The 23259-nt window shown below is 69.8% G+C and carries 15 protein-coding genes and 1 pseudogene; 4 read left to right on the top strand and 12 right to left on the bottom strand.

Going from position 1 to position 23259, the window contains the following annotated elements; all coding sequences use genetic code 11:
- Positions 1 to 68: 68 nt before the first annotated feature.
- The 9 genes and pseudogenes from NBG84_RS02050 to NBG84_RS02090 form a co-directional block, all read right to left on the bottom strand.
- Positions 69 to 2651 carry a polynucleotide kinase-phosphatase gene (locus NBG84_RS02050; protein WP_250917464.1) on the bottom strand — a complete coding sequence of 861 codons (2583 nt, stop codon included), beginning with the start codon at positions 2649 to 2651 and terminating at the stop codon, positions 69 to 71.
- Positions 2648 to 4195, bottom strand: coding sequence for a 3' terminal RNA ribose 2'-O-methyltransferase Hen1 (locus NBG84_RS02055; protein ID WP_250917465.1), 1548 nt, complete (start codon positions 4193 to 4195; stop codon positions 2648 to 2650). The genes NBG84_RS02050 and NBG84_RS02055 overlap by 4 nt, the downstream gene beginning before the upstream one ends.
- A gap of 408 nt (positions 4196 to 4603) precedes the next feature.
- Positions 4604 to 5512, bottom strand: a complete 909-nt coding sequence (mmuM, locus tag NBG84_RS02060) for a homocysteine S-methyltransferase (protein ID WP_250917466.1) — start codon at positions 5510 to 5512, stop codon at positions 4604 to 4606.
- 4 nt (positions 5513 to 5516) lie between these two features.
- A complete protein-coding gene (locus NBG84_RS02065; RefSeq protein WP_250917467.1) occupies positions 5517 to 6440 on the bottom strand; it encodes an LLM class F420-dependent oxidoreductase in 924 nt (307 codons plus the stop codon).
- A 699-nt stretch (positions 6441 to 7139) separates the two neighbouring features.
- Positions 7140 to 7631, bottom strand: a pseudogene (locus tag NBG84_RS02070) (DUF6099 family protein); the annotation flags it as partial.
- Positions 7632 to 7830: 199 nt separating this feature from the next.
- A complete protein-coding gene (locus NBG84_RS02075) occupies positions 7831 to 8190 on the bottom strand; it encodes a nucleotide pyrophosphohydrolase (RefSeq protein ID WP_250917722.1) in 360 nt (119 codons plus the stop codon).
- Positions 8191 to 8216: 26 nt separating this feature from the next.
- Positions 8217 to 9362, bottom strand: coding sequence for an AAA family ATPase (locus NBG84_RS02080; RefSeq protein ID WP_250917468.1), 1146 nt, complete (start codon positions 9360 to 9362; stop codon positions 8217 to 8219).
- Positions 9363 to 9418: 56 nt separating this feature from the next.
- A complete protein-coding gene (locus NBG84_RS02085) occupies positions 9419 to 9832 on the bottom strand; it encodes a cell division protein SepF (RefSeq protein ID WP_250917469.1) in 414 nt (137 codons plus the stop codon).
- 258 nt (positions 9833 to 10090) lie between these two features.
- Positions 10091 to 13546: an AfsR/SARP family transcriptional regulator gene (locus tag NBG84_RS02090; RefSeq protein ID WP_250917470.1), complete on the bottom strand. Its 3456-nt coding sequence runs from the start codon at positions 13544 to 13546 to the stop codon at positions 10091 to 10093.
- Between the two features lie 189 nt (positions 13547 to 13735).
- On the opposite strand from NBG84_RS02090, the gene NBG84_RS02095 reads away from it, so the two are divergent.
- Entirely contained in the window at positions 13736 to 14620 is an 885-nt protein-coding gene (locus tag NBG84_RS02095; protein WP_250917471.1) for a ParB/RepB/Spo0J family partition protein, read from the top strand.
- Between the two features lie 1014 nt (positions 14621 to 15634).
- On the top strand, positions 15635 to 16360 hold the full coding sequence (locus NBG84_RS02100; protein ID WP_250917472.1) for a gamma-glutamyl-gamma-aminobutyrate hydrolase family protein: 726 nt from the start codon (positions 15635 to 15637) through the stop codon (positions 16358 to 16360).
- A 256-nt stretch (positions 16361 to 16616) separates the two neighbouring features.
- Here the strand turns inward: NBG84_RS02100 and sepH are convergent, their stop codons facing one another.
- A complete protein-coding gene (gene sepH / locus NBG84_RS02105; protein WP_250917473.1) occupies positions 16617 to 17672 on the bottom strand; it encodes a septation protein SepH in 1056 nt (351 codons plus the stop codon).
- A gap of 484 nt (positions 17673 to 18156) precedes the next feature.
- Here sepH and NBG84_RS02110 point away from each other — a divergent pair, with 484 nt between their 5' ends.
- Positions 18157 to 19035 (top strand): hypothetical protein, encoded by an 879-nt coding sequence (locus NBG84_RS02110; protein WP_250917474.1) that lies wholly within the window; start codon positions 18157 to 18159, stop codon positions 19033 to 19035.
- Positions 19036 to 19078: 43 nt separating this feature from the next.
- Here the strand turns inward: NBG84_RS02110 and NBG84_RS02115 are convergent, their stop codons facing one another.
- Positions 19079 to 20401: a D-arabinono-1,4-lactone oxidase gene (locus NBG84_RS02115; protein WP_250917475.1), complete on the bottom strand. Its 1323-nt coding sequence runs from the start codon at positions 20399 to 20401 to the stop codon at positions 19079 to 19081.
- Positions 20358 to 21608, bottom strand: coding sequence for an MFS transporter (locus tag NBG84_RS02120; RefSeq protein WP_250917476.1), 1251 nt, complete (start codon positions 21606 to 21608; stop codon positions 20358 to 20360). Before NBG84_RS02120 ends, NBG84_RS02115 begins: the two co-directional genes overlap by 44 nt.
- A gap of 358 nt (positions 21609 to 21966) precedes the next feature.
- Here NBG84_RS02120 and NBG84_RS02125 point away from each other — a divergent pair, with 358 nt between their 5' ends.
- Positions 21967 to 23094, top strand: a complete 1128-nt coding sequence (locus NBG84_RS02125) for a ferrochelatase (protein WP_250917477.1) — start codon at positions 21967 to 21969, stop codon at positions 23092 to 23094.
- The last annotated feature ends 165 nt before the right edge of the window (positions 23095 to 23259 follow it).

Below are 23259 nucleotides of genomic sequence, written 5' to 3' on the forward strand. Positions count from 1 at the left end.
CCTCAGCGGCCGTGGGTCCACCGTGGTGGGTCCGGGAGGCCGACGAAACGACGTCCCGGACCCTTCGGTTACAGCCGGGGGTCAACCGGTTCCGACTCCAGGGCCAGTACGGCGAAGACCGCCTCATGGATGCGCCACAACGGCTCGTCGGCAGCCAGCCGTTCCAGGGCCTCCAGACCCAGTGCGTACTCCCGTAGCGCGAGGGAGCGCTTGTGGTTCAGGAACCGGTGGCGAAGTCGCTCCAGGTTCTGGGGGCGGGTGTACTCGGGGCCGTAGATGATGCGCAGGTACTCCCGGCCGCGGACCTTGATCCCCGGCTGGACGAGCCGGTCCTTCTCGTCGCGGGCCAGTGCCTGGAGCGGCTTGACGACCATTCCCTCGCCACCGCGACCGGTCATCTCCAACCACCAGTCGACACCCGCCTGCACCGACGCCTGATCACCGGTGTCCACCACCAGCCGCCGGGTGACCTGGAGCAGCCCGCTGGGGTCGTGCTCCACCAGCCGGTCCAGCCAACCGAGTTGGACATCGTGGGGCTCGGCCGCGAGGGAGCGCCCCCGCACGGCGAGAATCTGGAACGGCGCGAGATGCACTCCCGCCAGCCCTTCGGTGGGCCAGCAGTAGCGCCGGTACGCCTCGGTGAACGCGGCCGCGTCGGTGGCCCGCTCGCGCTGCGCCGCCAGTAGTCCATCCACCCCGACCCCGCGGGCCACCGCCGCCCGCAAAGCCTCCGTCGCACCGGGGAAGACCGCGGCCGACGCGGCACCGACCGCCGCGTACTGCGAGCGCAGCAGCCCGGACGCCTTCAGGGACCACGGCATCAGTTCGGCATCGAGGAGCAGCCAGTCCGTGTCCAGTTCGGCCCAGAGTCCGGCCTCGGTCACGGCGGTGCGGAGCCGGTCAAGGATCTCTTCGGTGACGCTCTCATCGTCGAAGAACGGCCGCCCGGTGCGGGTGTAGATCGTTCCCGTGGGCCCGTCGACCCCGAACCTCTCCCTGGCCGCCTCGGCGTCCTGGCACACCAGGGCGACGGCGCGCGAGCCCATGTGCTTCTCCTCGCACACGACCCGGGCGACACCGTCCGCCTGGTACTGGGCGAACGCCTCGACGGGGTGCTCCAGATACCCCTCTGTCCTGGAGGTCGCGGTCGGAGCCATCGTCGGCGGTAGATAGGGCAGCAACCGGGGGTCGACGGCGAAGCGGCTCATGACCTCCAGGGCCGCCGCGGCGTTCTCCTCCCGGACGCCGACCCGGGCGAGATGGCGGGTCTCCACGACCCGCCGCCCCTGGACGTCGGCCAGGTCCAGCGGGCGGCCTTCCCGGCTGCCGGGGGCCTCGGTGAGCAGCGGACGCGTCGGCTCGTACCAGACCTTCTCGGCCGGTACGTCGACGAGTTCGCGCTCGGGCCAGCGCAGTGCGGTCATCTTTCCGCCGAAGACCGCCCCGGTGTCCAGACAGATGGTGTTGTTGATCCAGGAGGTGTTGGGGACCGGGGTGTGGCCATAGACGACGGCGGCGCGTCCGCGGTAGTCCTCCGCCCAGGGGTAGCGCACGGGCAGACCGAACTCATCGGTCTCGCCGGTGGTGTCCCCGTACAGGGCGTGGGAGCGCACCCGGCCGGAGGTACGGCCGTGGTACTTCTCGGGCAGGCCCGCATGGCAGACGACCAGCTTGCCCTCGTCCAGCACATAGTGGCTGACCAGTCCGTCGATGAACTCCGCAACCTGTCCGCGGAAGGCGGGGTCCCTGGCGTCCTCCTGTTCCAGCTGCTCGATGGTCTCGGCGAGACCGTGGGTGTGCTGGACCTTGCGGCCCTTGAGATAGCGGCCGAGCTTGTTCTCGTGGTTTCCCGGCACGCACAGGGCGTTCCGGGACTCGACCATGGACATCACCCGGCGTAGCACGCCGGGGCTGTCCGGGCCGCGGTCCACCAGGTCTCCCACGAAGACGGCGGTGCGCCCCTCGGGGTGTACGCCGTCGCGGTAGCCCAACCTGCCGAGCAGGGTCTCCAACTCGGAGCTGCACCCGTGGATGTCGCCGATGATGTCGAACGGGCCGGTGAGATGACGGAGGTCGTTGTAGCGGCGCTCCAGGACGATCTCCGCCGCGGCCACCTCGTCGGCGCTGCGCAGGACATGCACCTTGCGGAAGCCCTCCCGCTCCAAGCCGCGCAGGGAGCGCCGCAGTTCGCGCGTGTGGCGTCGAACGACCCGGGGGTCCATGCCGGCCCGCTCGGGGCGTAGCGCGTTGCGCTCGGCGCACACGGCTTCGGGGAGGTCGAGGACGATGGCGATCGGCAGTACGTCGTGCTGGCGGGCCAGTTGTACCAACTGCCGACGGCTTTCGGCCTGCACGCTGGTGGCGTCGACGACGGTGAGCCGTCCTGCGGCGAGTCGCTTGCCCGCGATGTAGTGCAGTACGTCGAAGGCGTCACCGCTGACGCTCTGGTCGTTCTCGTCGTCGGCCACCAGTCCTCGGCAGAAGTCGGACGAGATGATCTCGGTGGGCTTGAAGTGCTGACGGGCGAAGGTGGATTTTCCCGAGCCGGTGGCGCCGATCAGGACGACAAGGGAGAGGTCGGTTACCGCAAGGACCCGTTTTCCGGGCGTCGCGGTGGTGCTGGTCTGCGGGGTGGGCACAGGGGATGTCATGCGGCCTTCGCCTCCTTCTCGGCACTGGTGTCGTCGGCGGAGCGCGGTGCGTCCGGGGTGGCCGCACGGCTGGTACCGCTGTCTCGGTCGGACCGGTCGGGCAGGTCGATACGAGTGAACACGGCCATCTGGGTGGGTGGCCCCACCTCCGGGTCATCGGGTCCGACCGGGACGAACGCGACCTCATAGCCGTCGCGTTCGGCGATGCGCGCGGCCCAGGAGCGAAACTCGGCCCGTGTCCACTCGAAGCGGTGGTCGCGGTGGCGCACATGCCCCGCTGGCAGGGTCTCCCAGCGAACGTTGTACTCCACGTTCGGCGTGGTCACGATGACGGTCGCCGGACGCGCGGTGCCGAACACCGCGTACTCCAGCGCGGGTAGCCTCGGGAGGTCGAGATGTTCGATGACCTCGCTGAGGACGGCCGCGTCATAGCCGGTGAGCCGCTTGTCGGTGTAAGTGAGCGCGCCCTGGACGAGCTTCACCCGGGCGGCCTGACGCTCACTCATCCGGTCGAGCTTCAGGCGTCGTTCGGCGATCGTCAGGGCACGGACCGAGACATCCACGCCGACGATCTCGGTGAAGCGCACGTCCTTGTGCAGGGCCTGCACCAGCTGCCCCTGGCCGCAGCCGAGGTCGAGGACCCTGGCCGCCCCGGCGGTGTGCAGCGCAGCGAGAATGGCGTCCCGCCGCTGCAGGGCGAGCGGTACCGGCTTCTCCTCCGTGTCGGTGGTCTCGTCCACGGCGTTGTCGACGTCCTCGATCACCAGGTCGTCGGCCTCAGCCAGCCGCACCAGTTCGAGCCGCTCCATCGCCTGTCGAGTCAGTCCCCAACGGCGGGAGAGATAGCGGCTGGTGATCAGCTTCTGTTCGGGGTGGTCGGCGAGCCAGCCGTCGCCCGCTCGCAGTAGTTTGTCGACCTCGTCCGGTGCGACCCAGTAGTGCTTGGCGTCATCGAGGACCGGCAACAGCACATAGAGCTGCCGCAGGGCGTCGGCGAGCCGCAGCTCACCTTCCAGGACGAGTTGGACATAGCGCGAGTCGCCCCACTCGGGGAACTTCTCGTCCAGTTGGACCGGCTGGACTTGGATCGAGGTCCAGCCGAGCGGGCCGAACAGCTGGTTGACCAGCTCCGCCCCACCGCGGGCGGGCAGGGCCGGCACCTCGATACGCAGCGGCAGGGGGACCTGGACCCGCTCGGGTAGCGCCGCACACACCCCCCGTAGCGCACTCCTGAACACCGTGCTCAGGGCGACGGCGAGCAGCGAGGATGCCGCGTAGGGACGGTCGTTCACATACTGGGCGAGCGCCGCGTCGGGAGTGCCGCCCCGGCCCTTGCCCTTTCCGCGCCTGACCAGTGCCACCGAATCCACCTCCAGCAGCAGCGCGGCCGTGCACCGCTCGACGGATGCCTCGGGGTAGAAGACATGTGCCGTGCCATGCGAGGTGGAGAACGCCTGCGCCTTGTCGGGATGCTTGTGCAGCAGAAACCCGAGATCGGTGGCGGGACGCTCTGGAGTGCCGGTTGTACTGATTGTCAGGAACACCCGCCCGATTATCGTGCATTCCGGCCCGCGGTGGACAGTTATTTCTCTGCCGTGGCAGTGCCGCTGTCCCCTGCTTCCTGTCCCCCTGTCCCGTCCCCCTGCCCTCTGCCTCCTGCCTCCTGCCTCCTGGACTGTGCCGCCGAATCCGGCTCTCGGCGGTTCGAGGGAGGGCGGGGAGCTGAGCGAGGCGTTGGACGGCCCGGCGGCCGGTGCCCCTCGGAAGGGCGATACCGCTGCGGTCCGGACCGTGCCCTCGGTCCGGGCGACTCCAGGTCTCAGGTCACCGATCGGGTCCGAGGGTGCTGAGACGCCTGGGTAGTTCGCACCAAGGCTGCCGGTGGGTGACTCGATCCGGCGCTCAAGTCCGCGGCCCCGCGCGGAGACACCGGTCGCGGGAGTCCACCCGGCCTAGGGGGCTCCCGCGAGCACCGCCGCCAGTTCGGCGATGGCCGCCGGCCCGACCCGGCAGCAGCCGCCGATCAGTCGGGCGCCCGCGTCCTGCCAGGCCAACGCCTGTTGTGGGGCAAAGGTGGGCCCGCCCTGCCAGTTGCCCTGCTCCGGATCCCATCCCTCACCGCTGTTGGGGTAGGCCACCACCGGCTTGCCCGTCACCGCCGCGGCCGACTCCACAGCTGGGCCGATCTCGTCCGGGTCACAGCAGTTCACTCCGACCGCGATCACCTGATCCCGCTCGGCCGCCAACTCCCACCCCTCGGAGAGCCGCTGCCCCGCTCTGGTCCGACCCCCGGAGATCGTGTACGAGAGCCATAGCGGTATCGCGCACCCATCGGCCGCGCTGAGCAGGGCCTCGGCCTCATCGAGGTCGGGGACGGTCTCCAGGGCCAGGACATCGGGGCCTGCCGCGGCCAGCGCCTCGATGCGAGGGCGGTGGAACCGTTCCAGCTCCCGTACCGACAGGCCATACCGCCCTCGATACTCGCTACCGTCCGCGAGCATCGCACCATACGGTCCCACCGAGGCCGCCACCCACACCTCCTGTGCGCTGCCCTCGCCGGCCCTTCGGGCGCGTTCGACGCTGCGGGCGAAGAGCCGCCCGGCCTCCCCCGGCCCGATGCCTCGCCGCGCGAAGGCCTCGAAGGACGCCTGATAGCTGGCGGTGATCAGGACCTGCGCACCCGCCCGTACATACGCCGTATGGGCTGCTTCGAGCTGACGCGGGTCATCCACGAGCAGTGCGGCCGACCACAGGGCGTCGCTGAGATCGCAGCCCTGTGCTACCAGCTGATTCGAAAGACCCCCGTCGAGGACGACGGTTCCCTGAGCCAGCGCGGTGGCGAGCGTACGGGCGGGGCGCAACGGATCAGCCCAACTGGGACTGGACCTGGGCCGAGATCAGCTCCAGATGGGCCAGATCATGGAGGTCAAGGACCTGGAGATAGATCCGGGACGCCCCGATCGCCCCGTACCTGCCGATTCTGTCAACGACCTCGGCGGGGGAACCTGCCAACCCGTTGGCCTTCAACTCGTCCACCTCGCGTCCGATGGCGGCGGCACGGCGGGCCACCTCGGCGTCGTCCTTGCCGACACAGACGACCAGCGCATTGGAGTACACCAGATCATCGGGCTGGCGTCCGGCGGCTTCCGCCGCGGCCTTCACCCGGCCGAACTGCCGTTCACTGTCCTCGATCGAAGCGAACGGAATGTTGAACTCATCGGCATACCGCGCGGCCAGCCGGGGTGTACGGATCGCGCCATGGCCTCCGACCAGCACCGGCACCTTGCCGAGGACCGGCTTGGGCAGGGCGGGCGAATCGGTCAACTGGTAGTGGGTGCCGTCGTACGAGAAGGTCTTGCCGACCTCCGTCGCCCAGAGACCGGTCACAATGGCCAGCTGCTCCTCCAGCCTGGCGAACTTCTCCTTCGGGAAGGGGATGCCGTAGGCACGGTGCTCCTCCTCGAACCAGCCGGCGCCCAGACCGAGCTCAACCCGGCCAGCGGACATCTGGTCGACCTGGGCCACCTGGATCGCCAGGACGCCCGGCAGCCGGAAGGTACCGGCGGTCATCAGGGTGCCGAGCCGGATGCGCTTGGTCTCCCGGGCGAGACCTGCCAGGGTGATCCAGGCATCGGTCGGCCCGGGCAGGCCATCGGCGGAGCCCATGGCCACATAGTGGTCGGAACGGAAGAAGGCGTCGAAGCCGAGGTCCTCAGTGGCCTTGGCGACGGTCAGCAAGGTGTCGTAGCTCGCCCCCTGCTGGGGCTCGGTGAAGATTCGCAGATCCATGCGTCCATCCTGCACCTTTGCGCTCGAACTACTGTCAGCCCCCGCCCAAACGCGCTCACCCGGGCTCGGTAATCCATCCGCCCACCGCGGCGCGTACCGCTCCCGGAAGGCACCTGGTCGCGGTGGCCACGGGTCGGGCCGACCGCCAGTCTGGTGCGGGCGCCCGGCGGGCCGGCGCGAGCGAGTCGGTCTCCGCACTCCACCGCGGAACCCCAACGCTGCCGCCCTGCCAGTAGCGCCGAAGAGTGCCCACCTCGCTGGCGCCACCTTGCCTTGTCCGGCTCCGAGGTACGGCGCTCTTGCCGACTCACCACACCAGGGGCCCACTCCCCATCCCCATCGCCATCGCCATCGCCATCGCCATCGCCATCGCCAGGGTGATGGTCACCATGAACCCGCCGCCGAGTTCACCGTGCCCGGCCCGCATCGACTGGCTCCGGACCCGAGCGAACCCCGGGCACCCGGCGCGCCGCCGCGGCTGCCAGGGCAGCTGCCGCCGGATGAGCCCCCTGAGCCGGCGGGCCAAGCCGGGCCGGCCCTCGGCGATCGATCGGCAGGCGCTGCGGGCTCCGCTTGATGACCGGAGCCGCCCAACGACCAGGAGACATCGAGCCGGTCCGGCCGTTCCACCGGCGCCGACGATCGCTCGGGGCTCGGCGGATCGGACGAGCACCGCCATTCGGCTGCGGTCCACCCCGCCCCCGCACTGGGGCCAGCCCTGCCGCGGCTGGTATCAGGGGGTCTGCCGATGTCCCGATCCGCCAGTATCCGCAGCATCCCCACTACCCGGTCGGTCGACTCATCGGCCGCGTCCACCGCCTCTATGCACTGCCAGTACAACCCGTCCTCCCCCGTGGCACAGGCGACGCCCACCAGGGCGATGCCCACATCAACCAGCAAGCCCGCCAGACCGGTCAGGGACGCATGAGTGTCCCGCACGCCCGTCAGTTGCGCCGCCCTGATACCACCGCTGCGCACATCGGGTTGGTCCAGTGCGCCGACCCCGCGCGCGCCGGTCTCGCAGAGCCCTCGCGCCTCACCTCGCAGTTCAGTCGGCCCGTAGACCGCAAGCCAGGCGCCGATCGCCTGCGCGAGTGCCTGGGCCTGCCACGCCTCCGCCACCACATCCCGCACCACCCGGCTCTGGGCCAGGGTGTTTCGGCTCACCGTCACGAGCCGCTCCGCATCCATGCACGCTGCCCCCGTTCGTGTGACTACTGCCCACTCAGTTCATTACCCAGAGTGAGGCGTATTGAGCCCAAACGCCAGAGGAAATCGGAAATCTATGGACAGCTGGCCGGTTGTGGATGCCTCGATGACTCCATAGAGTGATATTTCCTTGATCGAAATCCTTCGCCGCTCATGCGAGGGGCGGGATCGGGCGTCCAACTCACTTCGCCGGGAAGCGCAGTTCATTGCGATCGATCTTCTCGGCGAGCGCCGTCAGCGCGTCCACTCCCAGCACTTCGCAGAACTGGAGCAGATACGCCAGCACATCCGCGACCTCGTCGCGCACCCGATGAGCCGACTCCTCGTCATCCATCACCCGGGCCGACTCCTCGGGTGTCAGCCACTGGAATACCTCCACCAGTTCCGACGCCTCCACGCTCAGCGCCACCGCCAGGTTCTTCGGGGTGTGGTACGGCTCCCATCCGCGAGCCTCGGCGAACCGGGCAAGCCGGTGCTGCAACACGGCCACATCCAACCCATCGACGCGCCCGCCCTGGTCCCCCGAGGGACCATCCGACATATTGGCCTGGGGTCCTTCATCTCTCATCACGGCTCAAGATCTACCACCGTCACCCCCGCCACCCCGCGGGCGAAGGCCGCATCGGCCACCGCCCCCACCAGTCGGACATGGCCCCGAGCAGCCATTTCGACTGCTAGAGCGACCAGTTCACGCGCCTGTCCGCGATCCAGACAGCGGTCAAACCCATCGGCCAACACGGTCATCGACTGATAGGCGGCCGGGATCTCCACCGACTGGTCCATGGCGAGCACTCCAGGGCCGGTGAGCAGCACCAGCGCCAGCGCCAGGTAGCGCAACTCGCCATCGCCGAGCCGTGCCACCGGGGTGGCCGGGCGCGCGCCGCGGGCCAGGAGCGCCCGCACGGTCCCATCGGACAACTCCTCCACGGTCAGCGCGGCCACCTCCCCCGCACAGCCCGCGCGGGCGGCCGCGGCCAGCCGGGCGTGCCGCTTGCCACACTGCTGACGGGTCCGGTGCAGCACTTCGGCGAGGTTCTCGCAGCCTTGGCGCAACCGGCCTTCCCCGGCGGGAACGGGTCGGCGCATGCGCGGGGGCTGGGGATCACAGGCGAAGACCGAGCGCAGGGCGACCACCGTCTGCTCCGCCGCCGCCAGTACGCGTAACTGCCCCTCGGTCTTGCCGGCCACGCAGAGCGGCAGCAGCGCCGTGCCGAGTCGATCGTCCGGCAGCGGGGCCCTGGTGACCACGGTCAGCCCCGCCGTGTACCAGGCGGCTTCCACCGATGGTCTGCGTGGATCACGCAGTGCGGTGGAGAGCAGGGTCTGTCCTCCACAGCTCAATCGCTCCCCGACGATGCGCAGTTCGGGCTCGACCTGCACCGCGAGATCGAGACACACGGGCCCCTCGGGACCGTCGACCGTACAGCCGATACGGAACCCACGCCTGCCCTGTCCATCACGTCCCGCCCACTCGGGCACACAGCTGGCCGGGTCCGGAAACACATGGTGGAGGCCGTCGCCGGCCGCCAGTCGGGCCAGCGCCTCATAAGCCTGGAGAACGCTCGATTTCCCGCTGCCGCTCGCCCCCGCGAGGAGAGTGAGTGAGGTGAGCGGCAGGGTGACGGCACGGTGTGCCCTAAAGGCGGAGAGTCGTAGTTCGGTGACCGTGGGCCGGATGTCGTTGTCGCTGCTGGGGGGTGTTTCCGTGGCCATGAGCGGGACGGTACGCAGTGCGCGACACGCCGAACCGTTCCGTCTCAGCGGCCTTCCTACGAACGGGGGATGGAGCGCGAGAAAGTGTCCGTGGCCTCCACGATTCCCTCGACTTCGATGCCTTCGGGCGTGAGCAGAAAGACATTGCGGTCGACGCGGTGCATTCCGCTACCGAGGCCGAAGACGACCCCGCTGGTGAAGTCCAGGATGCGCTTGGCCACATCGGCATCCGCGCTGGTGAGGTCGAGCAACACGGGAGTCTTCGCCATGAGGTACTCGGAGACCTCGCGCGCGTCGGCGAAGATCTGCACCCTCAGCACAATGAAACGGCGCTGCTCCGCCGCGTACTCCTGGTGGTCGGCTCGGTGGTCGGCTCTCGACGACCACTCCTCGCGCCCGCGCAGCGGGACGACCTGGGCCAGCCCCGCCCACTGCTCGTCGGTAACGTCGTACCTCTCGTACCTACTCATATCCGTATCCTCGTACCCCTCACTCGTTCGGACCAACACCGACACGGATGAGCGACACATACATCGAAAAGGTCCCGCCGGTCACTGATGCGCGGGTGACAGACGAGGCGGCTGGTGAGTCAACCGTCACTGCGGGTACGAGACCGGGCCCAGGGCGGCCACTCTTCTGAGCGCCATCCGACTTCCGGACCGACATTCGGTCGCCGGGCCAGGGAGCCAGGGGCACGACCACGATCAGCACTGACGGTATGTCAAAGTCTATGCCCTACCACCCGCGTCCGGTGCCGCCGGACAGGAACCGACCGCCTCGCCGTAGGGAGAGCGCACCGGCCGGTACCCCGATACCCGGTAGATGCCCTCCGCCTGTTCCCTGGCGCGTCCGGCCGCCGACGGATGGCCGGACGCCGACTGCGCCAGCGCGATCACCGACTGCGCCTGTCCTTCCAGAAGCCTGAGCTGGGACGCCTGGGCGAGCGCGAGGGCGCCCGCCGCATAGCCGAGCCCCTCGTGCGGACGCTGGGCACGGACGGCGCAGGCGCCGAGACCGAGCAGGGCCATGGTGCGGCCCTTGAGATAGCCCATCTCCTCCGCGGTCTTGCGAGCGACCCGGAAGTGCTCGAACGCCCGTGAGTACTCACGGCGCTGGTAGCGGGCGTGGCCCAGCGCCAGCATGGCGTCGAGCTTGATGCGCGGACGCCCGGACCTACGACTCAGCCGGTAGGCGGCCAGCCCGTAGCGCAGCGCCCCGAGTTCATCGCCGCCTTCCGCGGCGACGAGCGCGAGGGCGCTGAAGGCATCGCCCTCGCCCGAGAGGTTTCCGATGGCTTGGAAACCCTGGAGGGATTCCCTCGCCAGTGTCTCCGCGGCCTCCAGTTCGCCGAGGTCCAGCGAGATCATCGCCAGGGTGGTGCTGATCCGGGCGATGCTGTCCGGTGCCGCGATCTGCTGGGAGAGCACGAGAGCCCGTCGGCACAGCCGTTCGGCTTCCGCCAGACGGCCCATGCCGTACAGCACTTCGCTCAGACCCTGGAGCGGCTGGTGCGGAGTCCGTCGCAGACCCCGATCGATGCCGATGGACTGTGCGTAGAACTCCGCGGCATGGCTGAGGTGTCCGAGATCGGCGGAGACTCCGGCCAGGTTGGAGAGTGCGACCGACTCGCACTCGCTCCAGCCGGATCGCCGGGCGAGTTCGATGGCCTGCTCGAAGTGGGTTCGGCTGAGTTCCAGGCCGCCCAGGGTGAAGGTGACGAGTCCCAGGCTCTGCTGCGCCGCCGCCTGCCCGCGCAGATCGCCCGCCTGCTGGGCGGCCCGGAGCGCCGCGGTGGCCACCGCGGTCCAGGTCTCGGCGTCCCTGCGGAGCCAGAAGTATCCCCGCAGGGTGTCGGCGAGGACCCAGACCGCTGGATGGGGCTCACCCGCGGCTTCCCTTTCGATCAGCCGCACCAGACCGGCCTGCTCGGCGTCGAACCAGTCGGCCGCGGTCTGCGGGTCGGGGAAGCTCTCCGGGCGGGCCTCGGCGTCCACCGGCTCGATGTCCAGGCGCAGGATCTGGGGGTAGAGGCTACGGGCCGCCGCGTCCGCGGAGGCCGTGTACCAGCGCAGCAGCCTGCGGCGCGCCTCACGATGCGCCGGTGCCGGCTCCTGCGCGTCCGCGAGGAGCCGTGCGTACCACCAGATCAGATCGTGCAGGCGGATCCGGTCCTGGCTGCCTCGCTCCACCAGGTGTTCGGCGAAGAGCCGGTCGATCACACAGTGCGCGACGTTGACCGGGCGGTCCAGGAGCGCTGCGACGGCCGCCACGGTGGTCGCGGGGCACGGCAGCAGCCCGAGTACCCGAAACGCCTCCTTCGCCTGCTTGTCCAGCCGGCGGTAGGAGTGCTCGAACGCCCTGCGCACGGCCGAGTCGGGATCGCCCACGACGGCCAGGCTCTCCAAGGGATTGCCGGACCGCATCTCGGCGACATGGTCGGCGATCCGACCGTCGGGGCGTAGCGCGAGGTTGGCGGCGGCGATCCGCAGGGCGAGCGGGGTGCGGTCGCAGAGCGCGACCAGATCGGCGAGTGCCTCGGGCTCGGCGGCGGCTCGCGCCGTGCCGATGACGCTGCGGACGAGTTCCTCGGCCTCGTCCAGGGCCAGGGGGCTGAGCGGAAGCATCGGAGCGCCATGGCTCACGATCAGCCCGCCGAGCCGATTGCGGCTGGTGACCAGCGCCAGACAGCCCGCCTCGTAGGGCAGCAACTGCTTGACCTGGGAGGCTGTTTCGGCATTGTCCAGGACGATGAGGACGCGCCGTCCGGTCAGGGTGCGCTGATAGAGCTCCGCCAGCGCCGGCACATCGTGCGGAAGCTGTTGGTAGGAGACACCGAGGGCCCGAAGCAGGCCGGACAGTGCCTCCTTGTGGGTCATGGGGCTCTCGTCCCCGTGTCCGCGGAGGTTGAGGAATATCTGGCCGTCGGGGAAGGCGTCCGTGCTGCCTCGACACCATTGGAGGGCGAGGGCGGTCTTTCCACTGCCGGCGGACCCCACGATCATCACGACCCCTGAGCCACCGCGAGCACCCATGGCAAGGCGCGTCAGCCGCTCCAGCTCCAGGGCCCGACCGATGAAGGCGCCGGTCCGGGAGCGCTGCTGCACGGATTCGGCGACCGGGCGAGCGGGTACCGGTGTCGTGGCGGAGGAACCATACGGCCGATTCGTAGCAGACCCATGCACATCGGAATGGCTGGTTTCCGGGCGGTGGCTTCCCTCCGTTTCCGTGGGGTGTGCCTTGGCGTGATGCGTCTCGCCACCGGCCGCGGCCGTGGACGCTGACGCATCGTCCGATACCCGACGGGGGTTGCGCCCGCGGGCCTGCTGCCCGCCTTCGGTATCCACCTCGCCGGCCGTGCGGGCGTGGTGCGCGGGAACGGGAAGCCCCGGGGCGGTCCGCGCGAGTGTGTACCCCTGCTGCCCGGCGCGTGCCGGGTCGGGGAGGATCGGCCCGTCGAGCAGCTCCGGATCGGCGCGCAGGATCATGCCCTGTACGCGGTTGAGATCCGTGCCCGGATCAAGGCCGAGGTCCCCGGCGAGCCGGGCCCTGGTCTCGTTGTAGACCTCCAGCGCCTCACCGCGGTGGTCAGCCCGATAGAGAGCGATCATGCGGAGCATGGCAAGCCGCTCGTGATGCGGATACTCCGCGGTGGCGCGGGCCAACTCCTCCAGGAGAAGCCCGCGATGGCCCAGTGCGAGCCTTGCCTCGGCCCGCTGGGTAACGGCGGAGAGATATAAGGCGTCGAAGCCCGTTCCCAACCGACGTACAAGGCCATCCGAAGCAGTGCCGGCAAGAACCGGGCCGCCCCAGTCGTCGAGCGCTAGATTCAGCAGCCGAAGCCGCTCCGATATGTCTTGCTCCCGCTCCGCGCGCTGCCACAGTTGACGCACCCGGTGCAGATCCACCGACTCGGGGTCACCGTCGACGAGATATCCGTCATTGCCCCGGGAAAGGGCGAACCCGTGCTGCTCCGCGTGGGCCGCGGTGAAGCGACCGCGTAGCCGGGAGACATGGACCTGGAGGCTGCCACGGGCACTGGATGGGGGAGCTTCCTCGTCCCAGAGCAGGTCGATGAGCCGGTGGGCGGGGACGACGCGCCCGATGTCGAGAAGGAGCAGTCCAAGGAGCAGTCTTTCGCGGCGCCGTCCGATCGGTAGCGGAACGCCCTGGGAAAGCCACTCCATCCCTCCCAGGATGCTGAATTGCATTCCCCCGTTTGTCATGTGATGCATCTTCTGCAATCGCTTGCCGTGTGGCAAGCGATTGGCAAGGCCATGGCCAGACGGTGGCCGGTGAACCCTGTCATCTTGCCAATCTGCCCGGGCTTGAACGCGGGGGGCTTGGGCGGCAGGCAAGAGAAGGGTTCCCTCTGTATGTCCTCCAAGATGTTCGCCATGACCGCCCCTGGGCAGGCCCCCTCCGACGCCACCGTCAACCAACCGTCGGAACTGCCGCTGACCCACATCAGCCAGAATCCCGATAACCCACGTGAGGCCCTGCGGGATTTGGACTCGTTGACCACCAGTGTGCGCGAGGTCGGTCTGGTCAACGCCATTACGGTCGCCTCGGTTCAGGCCTATCTGCGGGAACGACCCGCCCGCGCCACTGAACTCGACCCGAGCGCCCGGTACATCGTGATCGACGGCCACCGCAGGCTGGAGGCGGCCCGCAGGGCGGGCCTCACCCATGTCCGGGTGAGTGTCGACGACGCCCTGGTTTCCACTGATCGCTCACTGCTGGAGGCGGCGTTCGTCGCCAATGTCCATCGCGACGACATGAATCCGCTGGAGCAGGCCCATGCGCTGAAGAAGCTCGTCGAGTTCTACGGCTCCCAGAGCAAGGCAGCCAAGCGTCTGGGCATTGCGCAGTCGACGATCTCCTCGAAGCTGTCCGTTCTCGAACTCGGTCCGGAACTCCAGGCCGATCTGCTTGCCGGGCGGCGCAAGGTCGTCCATGTCCGCAATCTCTCCCGCCTCACCCCCCAGCAGCAGAAGCAGCGCGCCGATGCCCGGGCGGCTGCCACCGAGGCCCGGTCCACCGAGCCTCGCCAACTGCCGGTGCAGGACCAGGGAGCGCCGACCACGATCCCTCGGCAGCGCGCGACGATGACCATGCCGTGGGGGGACGGCGTCGCCTGTGCGGAGATCGCCATCTCCCGTATGCGTCCGGCGGAGCGGGCCCGCATGCTGAGGCGGCTGTGGCAGGAGGCGGAGAAGGAGTCCCGCAGCGCCCGGCTGGTCACCCAGCGGCGCGCCTGAGCGGGGTTCATGACCAGGCAGGGGCCGCCTTGGTGAACCAGACGGGGTTTGGCTCAGCACGGCGAGCAGCGCGCGGGCGGCCCCTGTCTGGTCACCGTTCCTGGCCGACGCGTACCGAGAGCGGCGACTCTGACCCGAGCGCATGGCACGGAGGCGATCCAACCTCTCCTGGCGGATGACGGCCGGAGCCGCTCGGCGCGACACTGACCGGGGAGGAAGCCCTGCCCGGGCACCGAATCACCTCGGCCGGGATGGGGCGCCTGCTCCGGGTCTGCTGACCCCGGTGGGCATCCCCTGTGAGCCGCACATGAAGAGCCCCGGGGACCGGAGTTGGAGACTGCCCCAAGGGCTTGGTTCCCCGAGTCCGGGCGTACGCCGCTTGGCCCCGCGCCCGGTTCATCGACTCCTGCGGGTCGCCGCTGGGCCGGGGGATGGTGGTGCGGTCCGGCGCGACACCCGGAAGTGCCGGGTTGGGCGGCGAGTCCCCTGTCTCGGGGCGACCCCGGTTGCGGTCAACACCCCCGGTGAAGGTAGTCGCCCCACTCCGATGGCGTCCTTGGACCGCTGCTCCCTGCACTTCCTTCCCGCAGGGCCCTTGCCGACACCTGGTTCGCGCCCCTACCATCCGCTTGTCGTTTGACCTCACACCGGGAAGAGGGACGACGCCTCACCCAAGCGCCGGGGCGGAGACCGTCCGGGTGAGCAGACGAGCAGGGCGAACTGTCCATGCCACAGCTCGGGATGGAAGAGCGTGGCAGCGAAGTCGGGTTTGGGTACCGGAGTCGTCAAAGGACGCGGGGACGGGCGGCGCAGGGCGCCAACCGGCGCTCGCCCGCATGGCACGGCCAGCCATGCTCCTACCCCCACCCGCCGACCGACCCGCACGGACCGACCAGCCCTGAACCGACCGCGCAACCCCCTGACGGAAGCAGATCACGCAACGTCACGCCGGCTGCGAACGACTGATGCCTACCCCAGCAGCCTGACGCCGCCTCTAGCCGACCTGGACCCGACGTGACCCTTCCCCGACCACTGATCGCCATCCCCGCTCGCTTCGCCGCCTCCGCCTCCGCGCTCCGGTACGGCGCCGAAGTCAGCGCCCGCGCACTGGTCGAGGCCGTCTGGCGGGCGGGCGGCGAGCCGGTGACGATCCACCCGTACGCCCCGGGGGGCTTCGCCTACGCGGCCGATGTGGCGGCCCGGCTGACCCGGTTCGACGGTGTACTGCTGCCGGGCGGCGATGACCTCCCTCCGCACCTGTACGAGAAGGAGCACGACTGGCGGACGCGCGCGCCCGGGATGGACGACGAGCAGGACGGTTTCGACCTGGAAGTCGCCCGCCAGGCACTGCGCCTGGGCCGACCGCTGCTCGCGGTCTGCCGAGGGCTCCAGATCGTCAACACCGTGCTCGGCGGCACCCTGCGCCACGGGGTGGACGGCCCCGAACGGGAGCACCGCCATCTGGTGCACCCGGTGACGCTGCGTCCTGGTTCCCGTATCGCTCGGATCACCGGCGGGGAGAAGGCTGAAGTCTCCTGCTACCACCGGCTGCGGGTGGACCGGCTGGGTGAGGGACTCCGGATCACCGCGAGGGCGGCGGACGGCACGCCCGAGGCGTTGGAACTGGTGGGCGCGAAGGGCTGGCTGACAGCGGTCCAGTGGCACCCCGAGGACACCGCGCACGAGGACCCCACCCAGCAGCGCATCTTCGACGCCCTGATCAAAGTCGCGACGCCCTGACGCTCACCCCGATAGTGCGCAGGGTCAGAAGACTCCCTCATCCGCACGCCGATGTGCGCGGTCAACACCAGGAGTGGGGCACCTCGGCGATCCGGACCTGCTCGGGCCCAGAGCCCACCCTGCCTTGGCCAATGAGGCCACGGGTAAGCGGACCGGGCCGACCGCTGGCCGGCAGCGACGGTACGGCCGGGGTCCTCCGGCCGCACTCGTCGTCCCGGCCGGAAGCCCAACCGCCGGCAGGTTCTCGCGGGAAGCGCTACTCCTGCTTCTTCCGTCGGGTACCGAAGACGATTTCATCCCAACTGGGAACTGCGGCACGTCGGCCTGGACGGACGCCATCCGCTTCCGCTTGGCGGTCGGTGGTTCCCGTGAGCCGATCACGATGGCCCGCGACCGTACGGGGCATCAGCACATCCGCGTACGCCGAACCGGCACCGGCCGAGGCCGCAGGAGCGGGTGGCTCCTCCACTTCGGGCTCCTGCATCGGCTCTGCTGGTGGCTCGGGCTGAACAGGGCGCTCCGGTACGACCATGTCACCGCGGAAGCTGGGCACCGCCTCCAGAAGACTGGTGAGTGAGTCGCGTTCGCCGATGCTGGGATCCTCCGCGCTGGCCGCCGGACCACCGGCGCCCGGGCGTTCACCCGGGCGATCCAAGGTGCGATCCAGCGGTCTGTCGCGGGGCAGCCGAGCGATCCGAGGCACAAACGGGAAGCTGGGCTCCTGCGCTGTGGCGATGGTGTCGTCGGTCTCACCGATCAGCGCGCGCGCTTCATCATCCACGGCCTGGACCAGCCGCCTTGGCGGGTCATAGGTCCAGCTCGCGGCGTGCGGTTCCCCCGCCACCCGGTAGACGAGCAGGACTTCCCAGGTGCCGTCATCGCGGCGCCAGGAGTCCCAGAGCGCGGTGTCCTTCTCCGCACCACGCAGGGTCAATCGTTCTTGGACTGCATCACCCAGCTGGGGTCCGGAGTTCTCACCGGGGCGGCGTACGGGAGTCTTCCGAGCGCGCTCAGCCATGAACGCGCGCTCCGCGAGCACCGGCCCCTCGAAGCGGCGCACCCGCTCGACCGGAATACCGGCGAACTGGGCGACCTCTTCGGCCGAGGCTCCTGCGCGTATCCGCGCCTGGATGTCTCGGGGGCGGAGATGGCTCTCGACCTCGATCTCGATCTGCCCGAGGCGGGCGCGATCATTGCGCACCGCGGCACGCAGCCGCTCATCGATGGGAAGCGTGTATTCCGTACTGTCCGCAGCTTTGAGCACCAGTCGTGTGCCGTCGTTGGAGACGGCCACGACACGCAGTTCGGGCATGGGGACCTCCCGGGTGGTGCCTGCCGACGTCACCTGTGCGTCGCTGCTTCCGCTAGTCGAGTGTGGCCTGCCCGGGTGCAGCCTGCCACAACCTTGCCGAGTTGCCCGGCGTGTCGGGCACAGGCCCTAGATCGCCGTTATGGCACGGTTACCTGTTAACCACGCAGCGTCACTCTTCGTCACGCTGCGTGCAGATTCCCACGCGATATCGCGGCGTCGCCGGATCGAGCGCCACTTTCGGCCCCCTCCTTGGAGTCGGGACACCCGCAAGGGAGACCCTGCCCAAGGCTCGCCACAGTACTCCATTCGGGCCATCTGAGTGGACTGCCGCGCCGTTGAACTTCACCCCGCATTCGGCCCCTCACCGCCGGTGCATAGCTGACGGGTGTTCTGATTCACAGAATCTCCCCAAAGGGAACTAATTAACTCGCCCATTTGTCCCTCAGAGGTACAGAAACGACAGAAGGGAAAGCAGGGACTGAGGATGCATCAGAAGGCGGACACCGAAACAGACCGGACGCAGGAGCCCCAGCGACGGCTGGATCTCAGCGTCCCCCAAGTCGCCGGAAGTGCCCTCGCCGCGGTGGCGGCGGCGGTGCTCGCGTCCAGACTCGGTGTCTACGGCACCATCATCGGAGCAGGGGTCGTCAGTGTGGTGGCCACCTGTGGTGGCTCGGTCTTCCAGCATCTCTTCAGCCGTACCGGCGAGCAGATCCGCGAGGCGACGGTCCAAGGCCGGCCGGCGGGCGGACAGCCCTCGGGGGTGATCGGCCCGGGACCGGACCGGACGCAGCGGTTGCCCTCGTACACCGGGGAATTCACCACGGCCACCACCCATGGCACCCGGGTCCGCGGTTGGAGGCGCCCGTTGATCGCGGCGGCCGTGGTCTTCGGCGTGTCCATGGGCGGTGTGACGGCGTACGAGTTGGCCTCGGGCTCCGAACTCAGCGGCGGCAAGGGCACCACATTCGGTTCCGTGGTCCGCGGGGACGACGCCGGCGGCCGGTCGGGGCCGGCCGATGCGCCTTCCACCTCCCCGGACGAACGCGATGACGAACAGTCACGCGATCCCGGACAGCGGCAGAGCCCGCACCCTGGCGGAACCGGGTCGCCGAACGCCGACGCGGATGAACCGCCGTCAGGTTCGAAGACCCCGAGCAACCCGGATCCCGATGAGGGCGGGGCGAGCGGGGCGGGCGAGGCGGGCCAAGGGAGCGGAGAGGAGAAGCCGGAAGGGGGCACGACCGGTGGCAGCACCGCGCCCGACGGCCCGGCCGACTCGCCGGAGCCGCCCCCGGCCGATGGCCAGGCGCCGGCACCCGCGCCGAGCCCGCCCGCGCCCAGGACCAACGGGGCGGAGTGAGCGAAGCAGACCCGGGCCCTCGTCGCCCCCGGGAGCACCCGGCTCACTCCCCGAGTACGCGGCGCAGATAGTCGTTGCCGAACAGCCGCCCCGGATCGAGCCGGTCGCGTACCGCGGTGAACTCGGCGAACCGCGGATAGACCTCGGCGAGATACGCCGCGTCCCGCGTATGGACCTTGCCCCAGTGCGGCCGGCCGCCGTGGGCGGTCATGATGCGTTCCACCGCCGTGAAGTAGGAGCGGTGGGGCGTGCCGCGGTAGAGATGGACCGCGAGGTAGGCGCTCTCCCGGTCCGCCGCAGTCGACAGCGCGATGTCATCGGCCGGCGCCGTCCGCACCTCCACCGGAAAGCTGATCTTCAGCGGCGAACGCTCCACCATCGCCTTCACCTCGCGCAGCGCCGCCAGGGCGGCCTCACGCGGCAGCGCGTACTCCATCTCCACAAAGCGGACCCGGCGGGGCGAGGTGAAGACCTTGTACGGAATGTCCGTGTAGGTGCGGGCGGAGAGCGCCCGGCTGCAGAGCTTGGAGATGGTGGGGATCGTCGCCGGTACGGCCCGCCCGAGCGAGTTGACCACCTGGAAGAGACCGTTGGACAGCAGTTCGTCATCGATCCAGCTACCGACCGCACCGGGTGGGTCGGACGGTCCCGCACTGCGGTTGTTGCGCTTGGTGACGCAGTTGTCGGTGTGCGGGAACCAGTAGAACTCGAAGTGCTCGTTCTCGGCGTGGAGCTCATCGAACTCCGCGAGCACCCGGTCGAAGGCCATCGGCTCCTCGCGCGCCCGCAGCAGGAAGAGGGGCTCCACGGCGAGGGTGATCGTGGTCACCACACCGAGCGCGCCGAGTCCGAGCCGCGACACCGCGAAGACGTCGGGGTTCCGGGTGGCGGAGCAGTTCAGTACCGTGCCGTCGGCGGTGACCAGTTCCAGCGCGGTGATCTGCGCGGCTATCGACGCGGAGTCCCGGCCGGTGCCATGGGTGCCGGTGCTGGTGGCGCCGGCGATCGTCTGGTCCATGATGTCGCCCATGTTGGCGAGGGAGAGTCCCTCACGGGCTAGGGCCACGTTCAGTCGCTTCAGCGGCGTACCCGATGCGACGGTCACGGTCATGGCGACCCGGTCGATGGATCGGATGCCCGTCAGGAGATCAGGGCGAATCAGTAGCCCGTCGGTCGCGGCGATCGCCGTGAAGGAGTGGCCGGCGCCCGCGGTCTTCACCCGCAGGCCGTCCTCGGCCGCCCGTCGGATCGCCTCGGCGACTTCCTCGGTCGAGGCGGGGGACGCCTCCCGGGTCGGCCGCACCGAGACGGTGCCCGCCCAGTTACGCCAGGGTCGTATCGCGCCTCTCCGGCTGACCGTGCTCATCGCCCCGCTGCTCCTCCCCTGCCGGAACCGGCCTGTTCAGCCGGCGGTACCCCAGAACCGCCACCACGATCGCGGCGGCTCCCGCGATCCCCGCCACCGCGTACGCGGCCTCCGCCCCCGCGGCGTCCACCGCCCAGCCCGCCCCCGACGAGCCGAGCGCCACACCGACGGCGAGACCGGTGCTCACCCAGGTCATGCCCTCGGTGAGCTTGCTGCGCGGCACATGTACCTCGACGAGGGCCATGGTGGTCACCATGGTGGGAGCGACGGCCAGGCCCGCGATGAAGAGTGCAACGGCCAGCGAAGTGAGGTTTCCGACCAGTTGGAGGGGGATCATACTCACGGCCATTCCGGCGACTCCCACCAGCCACCGGCGTTCGGGCGAGCCTTTGAGGTGGAGCACCCCGAAGACGAGTCCGGCGAGGCAGGAACCGAGCGCGTAGACCGCGAGCACCAGACTGGCCGCGGACTTGTGTCCCTCCTCGTCGGCGAAGGCCACGGTGACCACGTCCACCGCCCCGAAGATGGCGCCCGTCGCCACAAAGGTCAGTACGAGGACCTGTAGTCCGGGGGCGCGGAGCGCGGAGGCTCTGGTGTGCTGCTCGCGAGGGTGCGGCACGGGTTCGGTGGCGCGCTGGGCGGTCAGCCAGACGACACCGAGCACCAGGAACACCGTGGCGACCAACGGGCCGGCGGCCGGGAACCACGCGGTGGAGAGACCGATGGAGATGATCGGACCGAAGATGAAGCACAGCTCATCGACGATCGACTCCCAGGTGTAGGCGGTGTGCAGCTCACGCGGGGAGTACCGGTAGATCGCGGCCCACCGGGCCCGGATCATCGAGCCGACGCTCGGTACGCAACCGGCTCCGGCGGCGAAGACGAAGAGGGTCCAGTCCGGAGCGCCGTTCTGGGCGCAGATCAGCAGTCCCGTCACCGCCGCCACCGCCACGAGCGTGGCAGGGCGCAGCACCCGGGCCTGACCGTGGCGGTCCACCAGTCGGGAGATCTGCGGCCCCACGACGGCGGCGGACATCGCGAGGGTGGCGGCGAGTGCCCCCGCCAGGCCGTAGCGGCCGGTGAGCTGGGAGACCATGGTGACGACGCCGATGCCCATCATGGACAGCGGCATGCGGCCGAAGAAGCCGGCGGCGGAGAACCACTTGCTGCCGGGGGCGGCGAAGATGGCGCGGTACGGACTGGGCAAGTGAGGCTCCGGTAAGGCGTATGGGCGGCGTTGGTAGGTTACGCCTGGATATATGGCCCGTACATCGTCATTTTGGGCACATCATCCCTGTCCGGTGCCGCGCCGCTTACGGCGGGCCCCGCCTTCGCCCGGCGACGGCTCGCGGTGACCCCGCTCGCCGACGGCCCCGGGGCGATGCCAAGGGCCGCGCGCCCGCCCCAGCCCCGCTGCCGTCCCTCGCTCCACGGTGATGACCTGTGCCGAAGCCTTGGCCCCGGCCGGATCCCGCGGCCGTGGGCCGATGGTGCGGCACACCGTCGCACGGGCGCGTCCCGGGGCATGTCCACCGCGCGAAGGGAAGGGTGGCAGGATCGGAGTCATGTCCGATGAGTGCGCCCCCTCCCCCTACGACGCCCTGCTCCTGCTCTCCTACGGCGGCCCTGAGGGCCCGGACGACGTCGTCCCGTTCCTGGAGAACGCGACCCGCGGCCGAGGCATCCCCAGGGAGCGGCTCAAGGAGGTGGGGCAGCACTACTTTCTGTTCGGTGGTGTCAGCCCGATCAACGAGCAGAACCGCACCCTGATGGACGCGTTGCGCAAGGACTTCGCCGATCACGGCTTGAACCTGCCCGTCCATTGGGGCAACCGGAACTGGGCGCCGTATCTGACCGACACCCTGAGGGAGATGGCACGGGAGGGCCACCGCCGGATTGCCGTGCTGGTGACCAGCGCATACGCCTCATACTCGGGTTGCCGCCAGTATCGGGAGGATCTGGCCGGCGCACTGTCGACGCTGGAAGCGGAAGGATTCCCGGCGCTTCGCGTCGATAAGCTCCGGCACTACTTCAACCATCCGGGCTTTGTCCGTCCCATGATCGACGGGGTGCTGAAGTCGCTCGGGGAGCTACCCGCCGAGGTACGGGCGGGGGCCCATCTCGCCTTCACCACCCACTCCATCCCCCTCACGGCGGCCGACACCTCGGGTCCGGTCGAGGGGCACGGCGACGGCGGGGCCTATCTCCGTCAGCATCTGGAGGTGGCGGGGCTCATCGCCGACGCCGTGCGCGAGGAGACGGGGGTCGAGCACCCCTGGCGGCTGGTCTACCAGTCCCGCAGCGGCGCGCCGCACATCCCCTGGCTGGAGCCGGACATCTGCGATCACCTGGAGGAGTTGAAGGGCTCGGGGGCCCCGGCGGCGGTGATGGTCCCGATCGGCTTTGTCTCGGACCATATGGAGGTCCTTTACGACCTCGACACGGAGGCGGTGGCGAAGGCGGCGGAGTTGGGGCTGCCGGTGCGGCGGTCGGCGACCGTCGGGGCCGATCCCCGGTTCGCCGCCGCGGTGCGCGAGCTGGTCCTTGAGCGGGCCGCGGCGGAGCGGGGTGCGCGGGTTCCCCGCTGTGCGCTGGGGTCGCTGGGGCCCTCGCACGACCTGTGTCCGATCGGCTGCTGCCCGGGGCGCTCGCCCCGACCGGCGGCGGCGGGTACGGGCGAGCGCCCCAGCTGACCACCCGTACCCTCGCCGGCTCGCCCCCGCGGCTATCACCAGGCCCGGGGCCTGTCGCCGCGCGGTGGCCGACACCGGTCCGGGCCCCGGCCCCGAGTCAGGGGCCGGGCACCTCGGGTGTCGGTCGACGCACAGAACTCACCGTCCGTACGACAGTGCGAACGC

The organism is Streptomyces albipurpureus, assembly GCF_023701525.1.
GTDB classification, from domain to species: domain Bacteria; phylum Actinomycetota; class Actinomycetes; order Streptomycetales; family Streptomycetaceae; genus Streptomyces; species Streptomyces albipurpureus.

What these genes read in the sequence shown, in the direction of transcription:
- NBG84_RS02065 (WP_250917467.1), bottom strand. Translation starts at nt 6,440, where the DNA reads ATGGATCTGCGAATCTTCACCGAGCCCCAGCAGGGGGCGAGCTACGAC.
- NBG84_RS02050 (WP_250917464.1), bottom strand. Translation starts at nt 2,651, where the DNA reads ATGACATCCCCTGTGCCCACCCCGCAGACCAGCACCACCGCGACGCCC.
- NBG84_RS02075 (WP_250917722.1), bottom strand. Translation starts at nt 8,190, where the DNA reads ATGTCGGATGGTCCCTCGGGGGACCAGGGCGGGCGCGTCGATGGGTTG.
- sepH (WP_250917473.1), bottom strand. Translation starts at nt 17,672, where the DNA reads ATGCCCGAACTGCGTGTCGTGGCCGTCTCCAACGACGGCACACGACTG.
- NBG84_RS02085 (WP_250917469.1), bottom strand. Translation starts at nt 9,832, where the DNA reads ATGAGTAGGTACGAGAGGTACGACGTTACCGACGAGCAGTGGGCGGGG.
- NBG84_RS02090 (WP_250917470.1), bottom strand. Translation starts at nt 13,546, where the DNA reads ATGGAGTGGCTTTCCCAGGGCGTTCCGCTACCGATCGGACGGCGCCGC.
- NBG84_RS02115 (WP_250917475.1), bottom strand. Translation starts at nt 20,401, where the DNA reads ATGAGCACGGTCAGCCGGAGAGGCGCGATACGACCCTGGCGTAACTGG.
- NBG84_RS02080 (WP_250917468.1), bottom strand. Translation starts at nt 9,362, where the DNA reads ATGGCCACGGAAACACCCCCCAGCAGCGACAACGACATCCGGCCCACG.
- NBG84_RS02110 (WP_250917474.1), top strand. Translation starts at nt 18,157, where the DNA reads ATGCATCAGAAGGCGGACACCGAAACAGACCGGACGCAGGAGCCCCAG.
- NBG84_RS02125 (WP_250917477.1), top strand. Translation starts at nt 21,967, where the DNA reads ATGTCCGATGAGTGCGCCCCCTCCCCCTACGACGCCCTGCTCCTGCTC.
- NBG84_RS02095 (WP_250917471.1), top strand. Translation starts at nt 13,736, where the DNA reads ATGTCCTCCAAGATGTTCGCCATGACCGCCCCTGGGCAGGCCCCCTCC.